Raw genomic sequence first — 18977 nt, forward strand, 5'->3', positions numbered from 1 at the left:
AGCGTGGTCGTCAGCCGAGCTCGGCGGACAAGGCGGTGAGGATGTCTGTGGCGACGGCCGCGCCGGCGGCGGCGTCCATGCGTTCTTCGAGCTCCTCCGCACTGTCCGCGAGGCCGCCGGACGCGAAGTCCGGGGAGACCTGCACGGTGATCAGGTTGGTGCCGTCGTGGGTGATGGCCCGGTAGGAGTTGGTGGTGGCCCGGCTGCCGCCGTCGTCGACGAAGCTCCGGAAGTAGATGACCAGCGCGGTCCGTCCGGCGAGCTCGACCGGACCGATCTCCTCGATGAGGTCGGGGTTCTCGATGTGCACGGTCGCCAGGAGACTGCGGGCGTTCTCGCGGCGCTGCTCGTCGATCTCGGCGGTGAGGTCGGTGCAGACGAACGGGTCGCACGCCTGGAAGGTGACGAGCGCGGACAGGGCGACCGGCCCGGCCGGCGTGTCCTCGATGTGCTTCACGGTGGCGTTGCCGAACTCGGACACGTTGCCGCTCTCGAGCGTGTAGCCGTCGATCTCGATGGCCACCGGCCGTTCGAGGTCGGCGTCGGTCCACGCCGTGCCCGTCGCGTCGGCGTCGCCGCCATCACCGGTCGGTTCGACCGTGCCGTCGGTGTCGGCGGTGCTGTCGTCACCGCCGCAGGCACCGAGGGCGAGGCCGCCGATGGCGACCATCGCCACGAGTCGGGTGAACGGTGATGTTTTGCGCTGCTTCTCAGTCATCGCCTGAAGGTAGTCCCGACGGTGACGGGTGCGATCGATGCCGGATGAGCGCCGGCGAGTTCGCGCTCAGCGGCGGCCCTCCACGCACGACCTCGAGTAGTCCGCCAGCCGTTCGGCCCCGCTGACCAGACCCTTCACGCGAGCTCGTGCGCCGGCGAACAGTGAGACCGCCTCCGCCACCACGTCCTCCTCGGCCCGGCCCCGTCCGGCCTCGATGTTGCCCCGGATCGTCGCGGTCATCTGCTCCTCTTCCTCGCGCTCGTCGGTGGCGGTGCGGCGATCCGGCTGGGGGACCCACTGGCCGTCGACGCAGCGTTCGAGCCGCTCGCAGCTGGCGAGGACGTGGCGGACCCGAAACGTCAGCGTGATCGTGATCTGCTGGACGGCGCCGGCCCCGACCGTTTCCCAGATCGCGGCGAGGCCCCGCTCGCCGGAGAACGCGTCGCGGAACTCCTCGTTCGTGGTCGACGCGAGCGTGTTGACCGTCACCGAGCGGGACTGTCCCCGCGGGTCGAGGGTGGTGAAGCTGCTCGCATCGAGGCTGCCGAGACGGTCGAACCGCCGGGTCCCCGCGATCAGAGCGAGCCGGATGTCGACCCGCCCGTCGCGGCCCGGCACCTGGAACGGGTGGGGACCGTCGTAGGCCATCCACCGCTCGTCCCCCTCGGTGCACCGCCGGTCGGGGTCGGACGGATCGGGGTCGGGCTGACCGCGGCCCACAGGCGCGGGTTCGCCGACGGGCGCGGGCTCGTCGCCGGGCGTCGGCGTGGCCGGCTGTTCGGCCGGTGGGGCCGGCGGGGGAGCGGCGGCGTCGGCGGCCTGGCCGAGGCATTCGTCGAGCTGACGCTTGGTGTCGGTCGCTCGCGCGCAGGCGTCCTGCTCGGCCGTCCGGGCCTCGGCCAGGCGCCGTCCGAGGTCCTCGGTCTCGGCCTCGGCGGCCTGTGCGGCGCGCTCCAGGTTCTCCACCCGTTGCCGATGGGCCCGGCGCCGCTCGTCGCGCCATTCCGGAGTCGCCTGTTCGTTCCACGCGTCCTCGGCATTCTTGGCCGTCTCGGGGGAGGGGTCCGCCAGATAGGCGTCCCACGCCGCCCCGGCCGCCTCGCGCCGGAACTCGAGGTCGAGTTGGCTGAGCGACGTGCCGTCGGGAAGCTCGACCCGGGTCTCCTCCGAGGGGAGCCCGTCGAGCTCGCGGCGGGCCCGATCCCTTCGTTCGACGGCGTCGTCGAACTGACGGCTCAGCCCCTCCGACGCCGTACGACGCCGGTCGCAGTCCCGCTGGGCGGCCTTCCAGGCCGCCATGAGCTCCTCGCAGCCTCCCGAACGGGTGAGCTCCTCGATGTCCTCCCCGGCCAGCGGCGGCGGGGCGACGTATTTCGGCTCGGGGTCGCCGTCGCCGGGCGGCTCGCCCCGGTCGGACCCGCCGATGCGAGGCGTCTTGCCCCGTCGCCAGAGGTAGATCACGGGCACGGAACCCGCAAACAACACGATGACGATCACGGCCCACGGGAACCCGCCGCTGTCGTCGCCGCCCGTCGTGGGCTCCGTGGTCGCGACGTCGCCCGTGGTGGGCTCGTCGGGCGGGAGCGAGCTCGTCCGGTCCTGCGGGTCTTCGACCGGGCCAGGTTCCGGGGGCGCCAGGAGATCGAGGATCGCGGGGTCGACGGCCAGCTCGAACTGGAGCGGCGGAATCTGACTCGTGATCGTGCCCTCGGCGCGGTCGAGGCGGGCGACGAATCGTCCCTCGTCGGGGTCGAAGGTCCGGGTGAACTCGACGTTCTCGCAGGCGCCGACCGTCTGCTCGACGACCTCGAGGTACTCGCCGGTGAACTGTCCGGTCGCCGGATCGAACTCGCCTGCGACCGTCCACTCGTGGCTGGAGTCGAAGCGGCACTCCCGGTCGCGGAAGTCGTGGCCGATCGACAGCGACACCGAGGCCTCGAACGGCCCCCCGGCGGTGTCGAATCTCAGCGTCACGATGTTGGTCGTCACCGATTCGTCGACCACGGAAGTCGACAAGGGCTCGTACGCGAGCGGGCCCTCGACCACCGCTGGGTCGGCGGCGGCCGGCTTCGCGGAGGCGAGGATCGCCGCGATCGCGACCGCCGTCGCCAGGGCGGCCCGGCCGGACGTGCGCAGAACGCGGCGTGGACGCAACATCGATCCTCCCGAGTGGTTGCGTCCCGCCAGACTAGTGACATCCGTTCGCGGCGTCCGGGCCGGTCTGCCTGCTTTGTGAGTGAGCGCTCACTCACTAAGGTGTTGGTCATGTCGCCCGCCACCTCTGTATCCGCACGGCGGGCCGCGGCCATGCCGGCGGAGCAACGACGAGCCGCGATCGTGGAGGCGGTTCGGCCCCTGCTGATCGAGCACGGCGAACGAGTCACCACCCGCCAGATCGCCGAAGCGGCGGGCATCGCCGAGGGCACGATCTTCCGGGTGTTCGCGGACAAGGACGAACTGCTCGCCGCCGCCCTCGACGCGGCCGTCGATCCCGCCGTGCTGGAAGCCGCCCTCGCCGCGATCGACGCCGACGCGCCGTTCGAGCAGCGGATCATCGAGGCCACGGCCGCCGTGCAACGCCGCGTCGCCGACGTCTGGCTCCTCGTCTCGAACCTTCCGCCCCGATTCCATGATCGCCTTCCCGGTCCGTTCGGTCCCGCCGACTCGCTCACGTCCCTCTTCGTCGGGGAGGAGGATCGGCTGTCGGTCGAGCCCGCCGCCGCGGCCCGCATGCTGCGGGCGCTGACGCTGTCGCTCAGCCATCCGATGCTCGCCCAGGATCCGACCTCGGCCGAGGAGATCGCCCACGTCCTGCTGCACGGGATCGAGAAGACCCCGTGAGCCTGCGCCGGCTGCTCGTCCGCAACCTCGCGCCGTACCGGAAGATTCTCGGGCTCGTCGTCGTGCTCCAGACGATCCAGACGTTCGCCAGCCTCACCCTGCCGAGCCTCAACTCCGACCTGATCAACAACGGCGTGCTCACCGGCGACAACGGCTACATCCGCCGCACCGGCGTCGTGATGATGGGGTTCACCGCCCTCCAGATCGTGTTCGCCGTCGTCGCGATCTTCTTCGGGGCGAGGGTCGCAATGCGGTTCGGACGCGATCTACGGCGCGACCTGTTCGGGCGGGTCAACGCGTTCTCGACCCGCGAGGTCGGCACGTTCGGCGCGCCCTCGCTCATCACCCGAATCACCAACGACGTCCAGCAGGTGCAGATGCTCGTCGTGCTGACCACGACGCTGATGATCACGGCCCCGCTGACGATGGTGATCGGCATCGTGCTCGCCACCCGTGAGGATGTGGGCCTCTCGTGGGTTCTCGTGGTCTCGATGCCGGCCGTGGCTGTCGTGCTGGGCTCCATCGTCAGTCGGATGGTCCCCGCCTTCGACCTCATGCAGGTCCGAATCGACCGGGTCAACGGCGTCCTGCGCGAGCAGATCACCGGGGTCCGGGTCGTGCGGGCGTTCGTGCGCGAGCCGGAGGAGGCCGAGCGCTTCGCCGGCGCCAACGCGGACCTGACCGCCACGTCGTTGCGGGCCGGGCGCCTCATGGCGGCGATGTTCCCGACCATCATGTTCACCATCAACGCCGCGAGCGTCGGCGTGCTGTGGATCGGTGCCGATCGCGTCGGCGCAGGCGAGACCCAGATCGGCTCGGTCGTCGCCTACCTCAGCTACCTCGTGCAGATCCTCATGGCGGTGGCGATGTCGACCTTCGTCCTCAGCCAGGTGCCCCGGGCGTCGGTTGCTGCCGGCCGCATCATGGAGGTGCTGGAAACCGACACGACGGTGACCCCGCCGAGCGACCCGGTCACCGCACTCCGCGAACGGGCCACGCTCGAGTTCCGCGACGTGGGCTTCCACTACGCAGGCGCCGCTCGGCCGGTGCTCCACGATCTCGGTTTCCGGGTCGGCCCCGGCGAGACCACCGGCATCATCGGCAGCACCGGCGCGGGCAAGACCACGCTGATGAACCTGATTCCTCGGCTCTTCGATGCGACGTCCGGATCCGTGCTCGTCGGGGGTGTCGACGTGCGTGAACTCGACCCGGGCCTCCTGGCCCGCACCGTCGCCTACGCACCCCAGCGGCCCTACCTGTTCTCCGGCACGGTTGCGTCCAACCTCCGGTTCGGTCGCCCCGACGCCACGGACGAGGAACTCTGGGCCGCGCTCGAGGTCGCCCAGGCGGCCGACTTCGTCCAGGCCATGCCCGACGGCATCGACAGCTCGATCAGCCAGGGCGGCACCAACGTGTCCGGCGGACAGCGTCAACGGCTCACCATCGCCCGGGCCCTCGTGGTCGATCCGCAGATCTACGTGTTCGACGATTCGTTCTCGGCCCTCGACGTGGCCACCGCGGCTCGGCTCAACGCCGCGCTCCGTCCCCACACCGCCGACGCCGCGGTGGTCGTCGTCGCCCAACGCGTGTCGACCATCGTCGACGCGGATCAGATCCTCGTGCTGGAAGACGGCGCCCTGGTCGGTCGGGGTACCCACGACGAGCTGGTGGCCGACTGTCCGACCTACGCAGAGATCGTGGAATCGCAGCTCGGCGAGGGGGCCGCGGCATGAGCGACCACCCCGCCGAGAGCAACGGTCGCACCAGCGAGGAAGACCGCAAGATCATCGCCAGTGCCGGCCCGGCCGCCAATCGTGGCGGCGGACGGTGGGGCGCGATCGGCGTGCCGACCGAGCAGAGCGGCGATTTCAAGGCCGCGTTGCGCCGGCTCGGTGAGCTCCTCGGGCGCGAACGCATCCGACTCTGGTTCGTGCTGTTCCTGACGGTCGGGAGTGTCGTCCTCATCGTCGTCGGTCCGCGGCTCCTGGGTCAGGCGACCGACATCATCGTGCGCGGCGTCGTCAGCGGGCAGGGCATCGCCTACGGCGAGCTCCACGACAAGCTCCTCTTCATCGTCGGCCTCTACATCGGCTCGTGGGTCCTGTCGTTCGCGCAGGCCTACATCCTCGCCGGGATCGTCCAGCGCTCGATGTACTCACTACGCGAGCAGGTCGAGACGAAGCTCAACCGACTCCCGCTCAGCTATATCGACAAGCAGGCCCGCGGCGATCTCCTCAGCCGGGTGACCAACGACATTGACAACCTCGCCCAGAGCCTTCAGCAGACAATCAGCCAGATCCTCACCTCCGCGCTCATGCTGATCGGCGTCGCGGTGATGATGTTCACCATCTCGCCGCTGATGGCGGTCATCGCCCTCGTCACCGTGCCGGTCTCGGTGTGGCTCATGAAGATGATCGGCGGGCGCGCCCGACCCCGTTTCATGTCGCAATGGCGACACACCGGCGAAGTCAACTCCCAGGTCGAGGAGGTCTTCACCGGCCACATGGTGGTGCGCAGTTTCGGTCGCCAGGACGAAGTGGAGGCGCGCTTCGCCGAGGAGAACGAGGAGCTCTACGAGGCAAGCTTCGGCGCCCAGTTCATGTCGAGCCTGATCCAGCCGGCGATGCTCTTCACCGGCAACGTCCAGTACGTCCTCATCGCCGTCGTCGGCGGACTCCGCATCTCCAGCGGCGCCATCACGGTGGGCGACATGCAGGCGCTCATCCAGTACGCCCGTCAGTTCTCCCAGCCCCTCACACAACTCGCCTCGATGGCGACGGTCTTCCAGTCCGGCATCGCCTCCCTCGAGCGGGTGCTCGAGCTGATCGACGCCGAGGAGCAGAGCGCGGAGCAGGAGCCGACCGCCGAACCGCCGGCAGTGCGGGGCCGGATCGTCTTCGACCGCGTCGACTTCTCCTACGACCCGACCAGTCCGCTGATCGAGGACCTCTCGGTCGTGGCGGAACCCGGGCAGACGATCGCGATCGTCGGTCCGACCGGCGCGGGCAAGACAACCTTCGTCAATCTGCTGATGCGCTTCTACGACCTCGACGCTGGGACGATCAGCCTCGACGGACGCGACATCGCGAGCTTCCCGCGCAACGAGCTGCGTTCCCGGATCGGCATGGTTCTGCAGGACACCTGGCTGTTCGGTGGCACGATCCGCGAGAACCTCGCCTACGGCAACCCGATGGCCACCGAGGAACAGATCCTCGAAGCTGCGAAGGTCACCTACGTGGACCGTTTCGTCCACCACCTTCCGGACGGCTACGACACCCTCATCAACGAGGAGGGCGACAACATCAGCGCGGGCGAGCGCCAGCTCATGACGATCGCCAGAGCCTTCCTCGCCGATCCCGCCATTCTCATCCTCGACGAGGCGACGAGTTCGGTCGACACCCGCACCGAGGTGCTGATCCAGACCGCCATGAACCGACTTCGCCAGGACCGCACCAGTTTCGTGATCGCCCACCGGCTCTCCACCATCCGTGGCGCCGACGTGATCCTCGTGATGGAAGCCGGCCGTATCGTGGAGCAGGGATCACACGAGCAGCTGCTCGAGCAGGGCGGTGCCTACTTCCGGCTCTACAACTCCCAGTTCGAGGGCGCCGCCGTCGATCTCGCCTGATCCGGGCCGTTGCCGCGATCAGCTCGCCTCGAACACCACCGCGGATTCCTGGAAGTTCACGACAATCCGGTTGTTGGGTGCCCAGGTCAGAGGATCGAGCGTGAGTACGAAGTCGTCGGTCCGGTACAGAACGTCGAGGTCGTGCGGGTTGACCGGTCCCGTGAAGTTCGCGAGATCGATCACCGAGAACACCGTCGACGCGATTGCTTGACTGGTGCGGACTCGCGGATCGCGCCACGCGAAGAAGAGAAGCCGATTGTCGGGCGAGACCGCGTGCGCAACGGGACCGATCCAGCCGTCCGCTCGTGGTGATGTCTCGAGGATCGGGGTGAGTTCGTCCGCTCCCGCGTCGTAGAGGAAGAGACCGGACGGCCCGCCCGACTGGTGGCCATTGTTGATCACGTGCCGGACGCCCTGGTTGAAGAGAAGGAAGCGGCCTTCACCGAGGCTGGCCACGGGGGGAAGCGTCACCGGATCGGGCATCGCGCTCCCGAGGCTCGGATACAGCTCGGCGTATGGCGCGAACTCCTCGTTGTAGTCGCCGAGAACCTCCACGCCGGAGCGGTCGCGGAGAACTCGGTGGAGTTCTCCTTCGCCGGACACGACCACGGTGCCGTCGGCGAGCACGAGCGGGCGGAGCCAGTGTTGCATCCACTTCGCACGGTGACGCTGCTCGTCGCCGCGGGTGTAGTCGAAGCTCGGGGAAGGGACCGATGAGCGCACCGTGCCATCGAGGGTGATGTCGACGAGATTCGTCCAGCCGTCGTTCGACACGCCCGTCCGCATGAACGCCAACGTGTCGGGGCTCGCCCATGCCGGCGCGACATCACTGTCGGTGTTGCCGATCCCGTCGGGACTCTGATCGACGAACCCGTCATCCGTCACGTTCGTGACCGTGCCGGTGCCGAAGTCGAACAGATAGATGTCGCCGAGTGCGGTGAACGCGACGGCTTCGCCATCGGGATGCCAGACGGGCGGAAAGTTGGTGAACAGGCCGCCGACTTCCGGGATGTTGCCGGAGACACACGAGCGGTCGTCCGTCGCGAGCTCGACGACGCACCACGCGACAAGCTCCGTGCCGTCTTCCGTCGTGCCGAACTCGTCGTCGAGGCCCACCACCCGCAGGCCGTCCGGTGACAGCGAGACGTCGATCAGATCGATCGTGCCGATGGAGACCAGCTCGAGGTCATCGGCGTCGAGTGTGCCCACCGCGTTGCCGTCGCTGCTTCCGGACGGGTCGACCGAGTCGCCGGTCTCGCCGCCGCCGCCGGCGCCGTCCACGCCGCCGCCGTCGCCGCTGCAGGCGCCCAACGCGAGCGCGCCGATGACGAGCATGACGCCGAGCCAGATGAACGGGGACGCCGTCTGCTTCTCTGCCATCGCCCGGGGTTGTTCAGACGGCGATGAACTCGGCGAGGGCGCTGTGGTCCTCCGCGAGCAGCGGGGCGACGTCCTCCTGGCTGACCTCGGCGACGATGACCTCGCCGACCTCGTCGGTGACGTTGCCGAAGATGCCGTTGTTCCGCATGCCCTCGGCCTGCTTGAGGTTGTCGGCCGTGGGGCTGAGGAAGTGGATCGCCGCGATCTTGTAGCGATGGATCAGGAACAGGTGCATCAGGGTCATCAGCCGCTTGCGGCGCATCTCCTGGCGATAGTTGTTCTGGTCCCGCACCAGCAGGATCGGCCGGTTCCGCCGGTCGTGGATCACCGAGAACACGACATTGGCGTAGGTCTCGTCGTCCGCGCCGTTGATCTGGAGCTCGAGGATCTCCGAGCCCGGCGTGTGCGGTCGCAGCTGCACCGAGAGAGGACCGTCGATCCCGTGCACGCTCACCCATTCGGTGAGCCACTCCTCGAGCAGTCGGGGCGGCACCTCGGTCTGCACGAGGTGCTGGAACTGGGTGGAGCCCTTGCCCATCGCCTTGGTGGTGGCCGTGCGGCCGGAGGAGCCCATGAGCGCGGCGTCGAGGCGAGGCCCGCCGACCAGGGTCTGCGGGGTCGAGTAGGGCGACTCCACCAGGCGGAACTTCCGCTGGAGGCGGGCCAGTGCGAGCATCCCGTCCTCCTGGAGCGACGCGGAGAACTCCTCGCTGGCCAGGCCGTCGATCTGGTGGCCGCCATAGGTGATGAAGTTGAAGACGAAGCCGAGCTTGCCGATCTCGGCCGGGAAGTCCCGCATCTCCTCGTCGGTCATGCCGGTGGTGTCCCAGTTGAACGACGGCGAGAGGTTGTACGCCATCATCTTGTCCGGGTAGACGGCCTTGATTGCCTCGGCGAACACCCTGGCGTCCTCGAGGTCAGCGGTCTTGGTCTCCATCCAGATGATGTCGCAGAACGGAGCCACCGCGAGCGACTTGGCGATGGCGAACGGGATGCCACCGCGGATCTGGTAGTAGCCCTCCGGGGTCTTGGCGAGACGGCCGTCCCAGTGGACCTCCAGCCCCATCTCGTCGGCCTTGGCCTCGGCTTCGTGCCACGACGCCCGCTCGGAGAAGACGGCCCATTCCTCCTGGGTCATCGGGAGCTCGGCGCCCTCCTCGGAGCGGAAGGCCATCGCCTCGGCCACGGCCTCGCCGTAGGTCATCAGGCCGGCCGCCGACTGCCACGCGTCCACGAAGGCGTTGCCGACGGTGTCGAGGGCCTGCTCGGCGGTGATGGTGCCGGCGTTGGCCGCCGCCGCGGCGTCGGCGATGTCGGCCGTGAGGCCCCGCGACTCCAGCCACGCCATCGCGTCGGCCTTCTGGTCGTCGGGGATGTTGTAGAGGAGGTGGCCGTTGAGGTCGGTGACGCCGGCGTCGTGGAGGCTCTCCATGATCGCCAGGAAGACGTTCTTGTAGCTCGGCACATCGAGCTTGGTGGCGCCGAGAATGAAGGCCTGGTCGCGCTCGTCACCCGAGCCGTCGAGCAGGGTCGCCGCCTCGGCGTCCGTGCGGGCGACGATGATGCCGCCGACGCCCATGATGTCGAGCTGGAAACGGGCTGCGTTGAGGCGCTTGATCTGCTCGTCGACCGGCACGAGCACCTTGCCGCCCTGGTGACCGCACTTCTTCACGCCGGGCTTCTGATCCTCGATGTGGTAGCCGGGCACGCCGACTTCCACGAAGCGGCGCACGAGATTGCGCACATGGGCGTCGCCGCCGTGGCCGGTGTCGGCATCGGCGATGATGAACGGCAGGAAGTCGACCTCGGGCGTGTTCTCCCGCTCCTCGTCGGTCATCCGGCTGCGGGCGAAGCGCTGGTTCTTGTCCGCTGCGAGCAGGGCCCGCACGATCGGGGCCGCCTCGTCGGGCACCGCGCTCAGCGGGTAGCTGGCGAGGTCGGCTCCCGGGTCCTCCGACATCGAACCCTTGGCCGACGTGGCCCAGCCGCCCAGGTAGATGCCCTCGATGCCGGATCGCTTCATGGCGACGGCCTGACCGGGCGAGTACGGGCCGTAGGTGGTGATGCTCTTGCCCTGGGAACGAAGCTCGCGCAGCCGGGCGTGGAATCGCTCGGCGGCGACGCGGGCCACGCTGTAGTCGTGCTCGATGGTGCCTCGCTGCTCCACGACCTGACGGGCGGTGAAGAGTCGGGTGATCTCGGAGAATCGGTCGGACGCAAACCACGCCTCGGTTGCTTCGACTTCGGAATCGAGAAATGCCATGGATCTGCCTCTTGGGTGCGGGGGCCAGCGAGGGGAAAGGTACGCCAGCGGGCGGGCCGGTGTCGCCTCGGACATCATGCCTCTCGTAGTCTCCCCGCGTGGACGTGCCGGAGATCCGATTCGCCGAAGCCCGTGGCGCTCGCCTCGCCTATCAGACGTGGGGCGACGGCTCCGAGCCCGTGCTCGGCGTCCCGCCGCTCGCCCAGAACATCGAGCATGCGTGGGAGCTACCGATGCTGCGGTCGATGTTCGAGCAGCTCGGCTCGTTCTCCCGCTACGCCCATTTCGACAAGCGCGGCACCGGGAGCAGTGACCGCCACGTGGAGGTGCCCGGGCTCGACGAACGGGTCGAGGACCTGCGCGCCGTCATGGACGCCGTCGGGTTCGAGAGCGCTCACCTCTTCGGGGTGTCCGACGGTGGCTCGATGGCGATCATGTTCGCGGCCACCTACCCGGAACGGGTCCGGTCGCTCGTGCTGCACGGCACCGGCCCGTCACTCACCCCGGCGGATGTGACCGACGAGGAGCTCGAGGCCCGTCGGGGTCTCGCTGCGATGGTGGCCGACCTCTGGGGCACGCCCGACTCGCTCGTCACGTCGATCTTCGCGCCGAGCATGGCCGATGACGCCGAGTACCAGCGTTGGCACCAGCACTACGAACGGATGTCCGCGGATCGGGCGGCGTTGCGGGATCTCCTCGACCTCGGGCTCGACGTGGACGTGCGCGACGTGCTGCCCACCCTCGACGTGCCGACCCTCGTGATGCACAACACCGGCGACCCGCTCATCGACGTGTCGCTCGGCCGCGAGCTCGCCGCCTCGATCCCCGGCGCGACCCTGATCGAGCACGACATCAACGACCACTTCAACTATCTGCACCCGGACGCCTGGATACCGGACATGGAACGCTTCATCACCGGTCGGGTGACGGAGCGGCCCGTGCAGTCGGCCCCGACCACCGCCCGCATCATCACTCTCGGGCGCTTCGCCGTGGAGATCGACGGCGAGGAGGTCGCGGCGTCGGACTGGGGCTCCCGCAAGGCCCGTCTTCTCTGTATGCGCCTCGTTGCCGCTCGCGGTTGGCCGATCACCCGCGAGGCGCTGTTCGACATGCTCTGGCCCGACGAGTCGGACATGCGCCGACTCGGCGCCCGCCTCTCGGTGCAGCTCTCCGCCGTTCGGCGCGTACTGGGCGGGGGAGTGATCGCCGACCGCCGCACGGTCGGGCTCGACCTCCACCAGGTGTCCGTCGACGTCGAGGAGCTTCTCACCGCCGACGACCCGGACGCCGTCGTCGACGCCTATGCCGGCGAGTTCCTTCCCGCCGAGCACGACCAGGCGTGGACCGCCGGCGTCCGTGACGAGGCGCGACTGCGGTTCGTCACCGCCGCGCCGGAGGCCATCGCCCGCGCCATCACCGCCGACGACCCGGATCGGGCCGTCAGCGTCGCCCGGCGCGTGGTCGATGCCGACCCCTACGACGTGGCCGCTCACGAGCAGTTGATCACCACGCTCGAAACCGTCGGTCTGGACGGCGAGGCTCGCCGCGCCCACGCCGCCTACGTCGCGGCCATGGCCGAACTCGACATCGAGGTTGCGCCCTACCCGAGCGCCTGACCGGCGGCCGAAAGGGTTTCGAAAGGGTCGTCCGGCACCGTCCGGACATGCGATCCACCAACCGACCCACGTTCTTTCGGACCCGCCTCGTCGCCCTCGTGGCAATCGCCTCGGTGCTGGCGGCCGCGTGCGGCGACGACGCCGATCTGACCGTCGAGGCCGAGTCGCCTCCCACCACGGTCACCACCGAGGCCGCGCCGCCTGCGCCCGTCGCGCCGCCGGTCGTGCCCATCGTCGTGGCCGACTATCTCATCGACGGCCTGCCGTTCCCCGTGCCGCCCGGTGCGGTCACCCTCGAGCTGACGAACAACGGTGAGGACTTCCACCATCTCCAGCTCTGGCAGGTCGATGACGCCGACGCGGCCGCCGAGGCGATCCAGGCCGGTGACCTCAGCAGCCTTCAGGGCGGCGTCGCGATCGGTGGGGTCGGCGCCATCGAGGGTCTCGGCACGATCGGTCAGGTGTCGACCGTCCTCGACCCCGGTGAGTACGTGCTGTTCTGCCTCATCCACACCCCGGCCGGCGCGCACAACGAGCTGGGCATGGTCGCCCGCCTCGATGTCGCCGGCGAGCCGATCGCCACCGATCTCCCCGAGACGGCCCACGAGCTCTTGATCTCGCCCTACGGCTTCCAACTTCCACAGGACTGGGACGGACGCGCGCCGCTCACCGTCGTGAATGCCCTCGAATGGGCGGCCGACGCGGAGTTCCTCCGCCTCGCCGACGGCGCGACCCGCGACGACTTCCTCGCCTTCATGGACGGCTCCCGGCCCGGCCCGCCTCCCTTCACCGTCGCCGGCGGTGTCGCCGGGCTCGGCGCCAACCGCACCGCCGTCGTCCTCGATCCCCTCGATCCGGGCGACTACCTCGTCGTGTCCTTCTCGCCCGATCCGACCGCCGACATGGCACCCCAGTTCTCCACCGGCCTGCTCGCCGAGCTGGCCATCCGGTGACCCCGGCTCGCGATCAACCAACCAACCAAACCAACCAACACCACAACCAAGGAGCAACCATGACCCTCGACACCCCCCAGGTGATCACCCGGGATGCCGGCGATCACTTCCACTTCCTGAACCAGCTCGCTGTCAACAAGGTGGCCGGCGACGACAGCGGCACCATGACCGTCGTCGAGTTCTACTCGCCCGCCGGGTTCGCCCCGCCGGTGCACTCCCACCGCTACGAGGACGAGCTCGTCGTCATGCTCGACGGCGAGATCGACTTCCTCGTCGGCGACGAACGCACCACCGCCCGCACCGGTGAGCTCGCCTACCTGCCCCACGGCGTGCCTCACTCGTTCGTCGTGCAATCCGACCATGCCCGCTATCTGTCGATCACCACGGCGCGCAGTCGGGTCCCCGAGTTCGACGCGTTCATCGCCGACATGGGTAGCCCGGCGCCCACGGCCGAGCTCCCCGAGGAGGCACCCATCGACGGCGCGCTCGTCGCCGACGTCGCCCGCAGCCACGACATCGACATCCTCGGCCCGCCGCCCGCGTGAACACCCGGTCAGGGGAGGGTGAAGCCCTTCCGGAGCGGGACGAGCGTGAACTCCTCGACGAACCCGAGCCGGGCGTAGAGCGCTCTCGCCGCCGCGTTGGCCTCCCGTACGGTGAGGTGGATGCGCCCGCATCCGCGCTCGCGCAGCGCCGCCACGCCGGCGGCGACCAGGCCGCCGCCGATGCCGGCGCCACGGTGCGACTCCTCGACGCCGACGAAGTCGACATAGCCGGACCCGTCCGCCTGCTCCTCGAGTGCGACATAGCCGACCACGGCGCCGTCGACCTCGGCGACCAGGCGGATGTGGCGCGGGTCGGTGGTCTCGACGATCTGGCGGCCGGTGGTGTGGGTGTCGGGGAAGAGCCGGTCGTGCAGCGCCCCGACGGCGTCGAGGTCGCCCGGCCCGGCATCGCGAGTGTCGATCGCGGCGCCGGCCACCGGCCCGCCGAGGGCGATGGCGATCGAGCCGGGGTCGGCGTGGAAGCCGTGGGTTTCGCTCCAGGTGACGAGGTCGTCGAACCGGCCATCGACCGCGAACTCCTGCTCGGTGATCGCTCCCGGGAGCTGCGCCTCCGCATGGCTCAGGAGCGCATCGGCGACGGTCGACCAGTCGGCGGTGGTGGCGAACGGCCCGAGCCACCACACCCGACCGATCTCCGCGTCGATCTCGCCGACCAGCCACCCGACCAGTTCGCCGTCGAGGTGGGCCACGGCCGACACCGCCTCCCATGCGGTCAGGTCGGCGATCTCGGTGGTGATGCTCGGGGCGTCGACGGACAGGTACGCGATGTGGCGATCCGGCCGGCGCTGGAGCGGTTCGGCCAGCGCCGCCATCGCCGACAGGTCGTCGACCACTGCGCTGCGAATGTCCATCGGCCGATGCCGGGGGGACTCAGGCAGCCTGCGGCTGGGTGACCTGGGCGGCGAGCCGCTCGGCCTCCGCTCGGCTGAGCACGACCTCGCAGTGGTCGCCCCGGAAGAAGCGGCACTGCACGACGATGTGGTCGCCGGCGTCGTCGATGCGCTTGGCCCGGAGTCCGCGCCACGGCAGCTCGCTCTTGATGCGGCGGTCGCCGAGGTCCACCTGTTGTGCGCTGTCGAGGGCGCGTCGGACCGAGACGGAGAACGCGGCGGTCTGCGCGGCGGTGAGATCACACGACATCGGTGCGTGTCCGGGAGTCGAGAAGACGAGGTGGGTGCCGCCGCCGGCACGATGACCGAGCAGCAGGCCGGGCTCGTCCTCTCGGGCATAGCCCGCCGGGAAGGCCGCGACGTCCGCGAGGAGCTCGAGGTGTGCTTCGGCCAGTGTCTGATGATGGTGGTCGATGATCGCGATCTCGCGATTCTGGAGGTTCGGACCCAACCGTTCCCAGGGTTCGGCGATCGGATCGACCAATTCCATGGTGTCGTACATACCGCTCACGACATCCTCTCTACCACGCGCGTGAGACAAGTGTCTCGATGGTCCGACGTGACATGTATCACGGCGTCCCGCGGGCCCCTTCAGCGGTGCGTGATCCTCGCCGGTACGCCGCCGGTCGGGCGGTTCACGACCATCCCGTGGGGCGGGGGGACGGTGTCTGACGCGAGGGTGACGTCGAGCCGCTGCGCCATGCGGGCGAGGATGAGGACCAGCTCCATGTGGGCCATCGCGAAGCCGATGCAGTTCCGGGCGGGTCGACCGAACGGCACCCACGCCGAGTCGTTCGCGGCGCGCTGCTCGTCGGTCGGATCGAGCCAGCGGTCCGGTCGGAACGCGAGCGGTTCGTCCCACACGTCTACGTCGCGGCCGGCGAGATAGGGAGACCACATGACGAGCGTCCCCTTCCGGATCGTGTGGCCGGCGACCTCGATGTCCTGCGCGGCCTCGCGCGGGGAGAACACGCCGGCGGGATGCAGTCGAAGCGTCTCCCGCACCACGCGATCGGCGAGCTCGAGTCCGGCGAGCTGGCTCGTGGAGAGGGCCGCCGTGTCCTCGTCCCCGAGGACGGCGTCGGCCTCGACCCGCAGGGCGTCCCAGACCCCGGGCGTCGACGCGGCGAGCCAGATCGTCCACGCCAGCGACGCGGCGGTCGTGTGGAACCCGGCCCCGATGAGGGTCAGCACCTGGTCGCGGATCTCGGCATCACTGAGCACCCCATCGGCCACCAGTGCCTGGAGCACGTCGCCGCGGTCGTCGGCGATGCTTCCGCTGCGCAGGCGGGCGATCTCGCCGTCGAGGATGTCGTCCATCGCCTTGCGGTCGGCTCGAACCCGGGCCCGACGGGTGAAGGGGAACGGGTGGGGAAGCTGCCGGAGGGCGGATGACTCCAGATAGGCCTGCGACGTGTCGAAGCGGGCCTCCAGCTCCGGGATGTGCTGCACCAGGCCCTCGCCGAAGAAGGCGCGCACGGCGATCTCGAAGACGAGGGAGCGGCCGGCCGGGTACAGGTCCGTGTCGCCGTCGGTGAGGTCGTAGATCACCGCATCGGCCTGTTCCACGATCATGGGGATCCAGCCGTTCAACCGACGGCGACCGAACGCCGGTTGCACGGCACCACGCCGACGGCGGTGGTCGTCGCCGTCGGACACGATCATCGAACTGTCGCCGACGACGAAGCCGAGCACGTTGAACTTGTGTCCCCACCGGAAGTGATCGGTCGGGAGGGCGTGGACGTCCGCGATCGCCGCCGCCGAACCGACGATCGCCAAGCGAGCGGGTCCGCCGCCGAGCCGCACGACGGGACCCCACCGTTCGCGGAGCTCGTCCAGCGCGGGCGCGGGGTCGTGGAGCAGGCGGCGAGCGAGACGGATGTGGTCGCGCAGGCCGGGGCGGGGTGGGGCGGGAGCGGTCACGTCCGAACCTCCTCGGGGTGGGATACGTCGAACGCCTCGGCCTCGGCGTCGAGGTCGGCGTAGTCAGCATCGTCGATCGCGGAGGCGTCCGCCTCGGTGGGCGGGCTCCAGTCCGTGGACATCGTCACCGAGGCGGCCAGCACCAGCAGGGTCGCCGCGACGGCCAAGCCGGCGAGCAGGCGAGCGCCGTCGTACTGCACGCCGGGTGCGCCCGCGAACTGAAGGGTGACCGGCCGGGCCCGCACGCCGACCTCGTCGCTGGCCACGACGATGCGGCACACGGTGCGGCGAGCGCACGACACGCCATCGGCACCGACCTCGTCGACATCGAGCGTGAGCCCGACCTCCGCTCGCCCATCGCCGTCGGTCGTGAACGTCTGCTCCGGACCCGGCGCGCCGCATCGGTCGCCACTCGTCGCCGGCCAGGCGCAGACCATGACGGTGATGGCGGCGTCGGCCGGGAACCCCTCGGCTGTCACGATCACCTCGTCGCCCGGCCGGACGTCGCCCGACGGGCCGATTGTGAGCCGCCCGAGCGGCGGGGCGGCGTCGACGAACACCGTGTCGACGACCGCCGTGCCGTCGCCGGCGACGACTTCGAGGGTGCACCGGTCGCCGCCGAGCCGGCACCCCGTCTCGCTGATCGCGTCGGACACGAGGTACTGGATCGTGGCGGAGCCGTCGTCGTCGAAGCGAACGGGAATCCGGTTGTCGCAGACCCGAAGCGCGCCGAGTACGCACTGCATCACCACCCCCGTCGTGTCCGCGTCGAAGCCGACGATGCGAAGCGTGAGCACCGTTGACGGGGCGAGTTCGTCGACGAGCGGCGGCACGTCGATGACGTCGGCGTCCTCGCGCTCGATGACGAGCGCCGCGGTCGACACCTCCTCGGGCTCCTGGCCGGATGCGCCCGTTGCGAGCACGGCGGCGGCGATGAGGAGGACGAGGAGAACCGCGAAGGCGACGCCGGTGCCGACGACGATGCGCTCAGTTCGAGACACCGACCGCGTCCTCGTCCAGCTGCCGGTTCAGCGTGAAGATCCGACCCATCACGGGCAGGGTCAACACGTTGAGACCGTGCAACAGCCCGACGATGAGCAGGATGCCGCCGGTCCGCACGGTCGACGCCTGCAGCTGGTTCGCGTTGACCGTGTTCTCCCAGTCGCCCGCGGGCTCGAACTGCACCGTGAAGAGGATGTACGCCGTGAAGATCAGGTAGTACGCCACGTCCATCAACACGATGAAGCTCTTGCCGGTGCGCGGGTTCGCCCGGAAGACGTCGGCCGCGTAGGCCTTGCCGAAGCGGCGAATGAACGGCCCGAGCCACACGGCCAAGCCGGCCATGACGCCGAACCACACCAGTTCCAAGATCCACCAGTCCATGTTCCATTCTCCTTGTCGTCGTTCTGTCGTGCCGAGCGCGACCGCCAGGGCCGCGCCGACAAAGGCCGCGACCACGGTGGTGCGGGCCTGTCGTTGTCGTCGGATTCGTCGGTCGTCGTCGATGCTCGACCGGACCCGGATGAAGAGGTCGGCGGCGGGTCCGGTCCGCGCCATGCCGGTCCGCAGCGCGTCCGTGAGCCGTTCGGCGATGCTCATGGCGCGTCCTCGGTCGGGGCGAGCAGCCCTTCGAGCGCTCGCATGCCGCGGGTCAGATGGGTCTTCACGGAGTTGCGGGAGATCCCGAGGGTGGCGGCGATGGCGTCGATGTCGAGTTCGTCGTAGTAGCGAAGGATGAGGCAGTCCCGCTGACGGCCCGGCAGATCCCGCAGCGCATCGAGCACGGCGGCGTGCTCCTCGGACAAGACGATGGTGTCCTCGACCGACGCCACGGCGGGGTCCGTGGGGAGCCGGTGGCGCAGCGAGACCAGCCCGCGGCGATTGTGGTCACGCGCCAGGTTCAGCGCGATCGAGCGCAGGTAGGCGGCCGCCTTCGACGGATCCTTGATGCGATGGGCCGAGCGGGCGAGCCGGATGAAGGCCTCCTGCACGACGTCCTCCGCGGCGTTGCGGTCGTCGACGAGGAGACGAACGAGCCGGACGAGCCCGGCGCCGTGCTCCTCGAACATCGTCGCGACGAACGCGTCGACGTCGACAGGCCGCGCCGCGGTGGCCGGGGGTGCCGTGATCGGCGTGACCTCGACCATCGCGAAGAGCGACGGCAGGCTGCCCACCAGGGTGGGCACGGCGGTCATCGTC

16 protein-coding genes are annotated in these 18977 nt (G+C 69.6%); 6 read left to right on the top strand and 10 right to left on the bottom strand.

Translation table 11 applies throughout. The features are described 5' to 3' along the window. Positions 1 to 10: 10 nt before the first annotated feature. Both R8F63_00960 and R8F63_00965 read right to left on the bottom strand, forming a co-directional pair. Positions 11 to 718, bottom strand: a complete 708-nt coding sequence (locus tag R8F63_00960; GenBank protein MDW3217153.1) for a hypothetical protein — start codon at positions 716 to 718, stop codon at positions 11 to 13. Between the two features lie 66 nt (positions 719 to 784). Next, positions 785 to 2875 carry a hypothetical protein gene (locus tag R8F63_00965; GenBank protein MDW3217154.1) on the bottom strand — a complete coding sequence of 697 codons (2091 nt, stop codon included), beginning with the start codon at positions 2873 to 2875 and terminating at the stop codon, positions 785 to 787. Positions 2876 to 2983: 108 nt separating this feature from the next. Here R8F63_00965 and R8F63_00970 point away from each other — a divergent pair, with 108 nt between their 5' ends. Genes R8F63_00970 through R8F63_00980 form a run of 3 tightly spaced genes read left to right on the top strand, consistent with a single transcriptional unit; the run spans position 2984 to position 7187 of the window. Beyond that, positions 2984 to 3559 (top strand): helix-turn-helix domain-containing protein, encoded by a 576-nt coding sequence (locus tag R8F63_00970; GenBank protein ID MDW3217155.1) that lies wholly within the window; start codon positions 2984 to 2986, stop codon positions 3557 to 3559. After that, on the top strand, positions 3556 to 5292 hold the full coding sequence (locus R8F63_00975) for an ABC transporter ATP-binding protein (GenBank protein ID MDW3217156.1): 1737 nt from the start codon (positions 3556 to 3558) through the stop codon (positions 5290 to 5292). Before R8F63_00970 ends, R8F63_00975 begins: the two co-directional genes overlap by 4 nt. Further along, entirely contained in the window at positions 5289 to 7187 is a 1899-nt protein-coding gene (locus R8F63_00980; protein MDW3217157.1) for an ABC transporter ATP-binding protein, read from the top strand. Before R8F63_00975 ends, R8F63_00980 begins: the two co-directional genes overlap by 4 nt. 18 nt (positions 7188 to 7205) lie before the next feature. On the opposite strand, the gene R8F63_00985 is transcribed toward R8F63_00980, so the two are convergent. Then, positions 7206 to 8567 carry a hypothetical protein gene (locus tag R8F63_00985; GenBank protein MDW3217158.1) on the bottom strand — a complete coding sequence of 454 codons (1362 nt, stop codon included), beginning with the start codon at positions 8565 to 8567 and terminating at the stop codon, positions 7206 to 7208. Positions 8568 to 8580: 13 nt separating this feature from the next. Next, complete coding sequence (gene aceA / locus R8F63_00990) at positions 8581 to 10830, bottom strand: isocitrate lyase ICL2 (GenBank protein MDW3217159.1); 2250 nt, start codon at positions 10828 to 10830, stop codon at positions 8581 to 8583. 98 nt (positions 10831 to 10928) lie between these two features. Between aceA and R8F63_00995 the strand changes: the two genes are divergently transcribed. From R8F63_00995 to R8F63_01005, 3 genes are read left to right on the top strand one after another with little or no spacing between them, the layout of a single operon-like run. After that, positions 10929 to 12446, top strand: a complete 1518-nt coding sequence (locus R8F63_00995; protein ID MDW3217160.1) for an alpha/beta fold hydrolase — start codon at positions 10929 to 10931, stop codon at positions 12444 to 12446. Positions 12447 to 12493: 47 nt separating this feature from the next. Continuing rightward, positions 12494 to 13399: a hypothetical protein gene (locus R8F63_01000; GenBank protein ID MDW3217161.1), complete on the top strand. Its 906-nt coding sequence runs from the start codon at positions 12494 to 12496 to the stop codon at positions 13397 to 13399. A 59-nt stretch (positions 13400 to 13458) separates the two neighbouring features. Beyond that, a complete protein-coding gene (locus R8F63_01005; protein ID MDW3217162.1) occupies positions 13459 to 13944 on the top strand; it encodes a cupin domain-containing protein in 486 nt (161 codons plus the stop codon). A gap of 8 nt (positions 13945 to 13952) precedes the next feature. Here the strand turns inward: R8F63_01005 and R8F63_01010 are convergent, their stop codons facing one another. The 6 genes from R8F63_01010 to R8F63_01035 all read right to left on the bottom strand — a co-directional run bounded on the left by R8F63_01010 (position 13953) and on the right by R8F63_01035 (position 18973). Further along, positions 13953 to 14816: a GNAT family N-acetyltransferase gene (locus tag R8F63_01010; GenBank protein ID MDW3217163.1), complete on the bottom strand. Its 864-nt coding sequence runs from the start codon at positions 14814 to 14816 to the stop codon at positions 13953 to 13955. A 19-nt stretch (positions 14817 to 14835) separates the two neighbouring features. Beyond that, positions 14836 to 15366 (bottom strand): hypothetical protein, encoded by a 531-nt coding sequence (locus R8F63_01015; GenBank protein ID MDW3217164.1) that lies wholly within the window; start codon positions 15364 to 15366, stop codon positions 14836 to 14838. Positions 15367 to 15446: 80 nt separating this feature from the next. Continuing rightward, a complete protein-coding gene (locus R8F63_01020) occupies positions 15447 to 16778 on the bottom strand; it encodes a cytochrome P450 (protein MDW3217165.1) in 1332 nt (443 codons plus the stop codon). Further along, a complete protein-coding gene (locus R8F63_01025; protein MDW3217166.1) occupies positions 16775 to 17779 on the bottom strand; it encodes a hypothetical protein in 1005 nt (334 codons plus the stop codon). Before R8F63_01025 ends, R8F63_01020 begins: the two co-directional genes overlap by 4 nt. Then, positions 17766 to 18377: a hypothetical protein gene (locus R8F63_01030; protein ID MDW3217167.1), complete on the bottom strand. Its 612-nt coding sequence runs from the start codon at positions 18375 to 18377 to the stop codon at positions 17766 to 17768. Before R8F63_01030 ends, R8F63_01025 begins: the two co-directional genes overlap by 14 nt. Then, positions 18374 to 18973: a sigma-70 family RNA polymerase sigma factor gene (locus R8F63_01035; protein MDW3217168.1), complete on the bottom strand. Its 600-nt coding sequence runs from the start codon at positions 18971 to 18973 to the stop codon at positions 18374 to 18376. Before R8F63_01035 ends, R8F63_01030 begins: the two co-directional genes overlap by 4 nt. Positions 18974 to 18977: the final 4 nt, after the last annotated feature.

It is taken from the genome of Acidimicrobiales bacterium, from assembly GCA_033344915.1.
Classification (GTDB): Bacteria; Actinomycetota; Acidimicrobiia; order Acidimicrobiales; family Aldehydirespiratoraceae; genus JAJRXC01.

Coding starts and splice junctions, on each gene's coding strand:
- R8F63_01000 (MDW3217161.1), top strand. CDS start 12,494: ATGCGATCCACCAACCGACCCACGTTCTTTCGGACCCGCCTCGTCGCC.
- R8F63_00980 (MDW3217157.1), top strand. CDS start 5,289: ATGAGCGACCACCCCGCCGAGAGCAACGGTCGCACCAGCGAGGAAGAC.
- R8F63_00965 (MDW3217154.1), bottom strand. CDS start 2,875: ATGTTGCGTCCACGCCGCGTTCTGCGCACGTCCGGCCGGGCCGCCCTG.
- R8F63_01005 (MDW3217162.1), top strand. CDS start 13,459: ATGACCCTCGACACCCCCCAGGTGATCACCCGGGATGCCGGCGATCAC.
- R8F63_00985 (MDW3217158.1), bottom strand. CDS start 8,567: ATGGCAGAGAAGCAGACGGCGTCCCCGTTCATCTGGCTCGGCGTCATG.
- aceA (MDW3217159.1), bottom strand. CDS start 10,830: ATGGCATTTCTCGATTCCGAAGTCGAAGCAACCGAGGCGTGGTTTGCG.
- R8F63_00960 (MDW3217153.1), bottom strand. CDS start 718: ATGACTGAGAAGCAGCGCAAAACATCACCGTTCACCCGACTCGTGGCG.
- R8F63_01035 (MDW3217168.1), bottom strand. CDS start 18,973: ATGACCGCCGTGCCCACCCTGGTGGGCAGCCTGCCGTCGCTCTTCGCG.
- R8F63_01030 (MDW3217167.1), bottom strand. CDS start 18,377: ATGAGCATCGCCGAACGGCTCACGGACGCGCTGCGGACCGGCATGGCG.
- R8F63_01010 (MDW3217163.1), bottom strand. CDS start 14,816: ATGGACATTCGCAGCGCAGTGGTCGACGACCTGTCGGCGATGGCGGCG.
- R8F63_00970 (MDW3217155.1), top strand. CDS start 2,984: ATGTCGCCCGCCACCTCTGTATCCGCACGGCGGGCCGCGGCCATGCCG.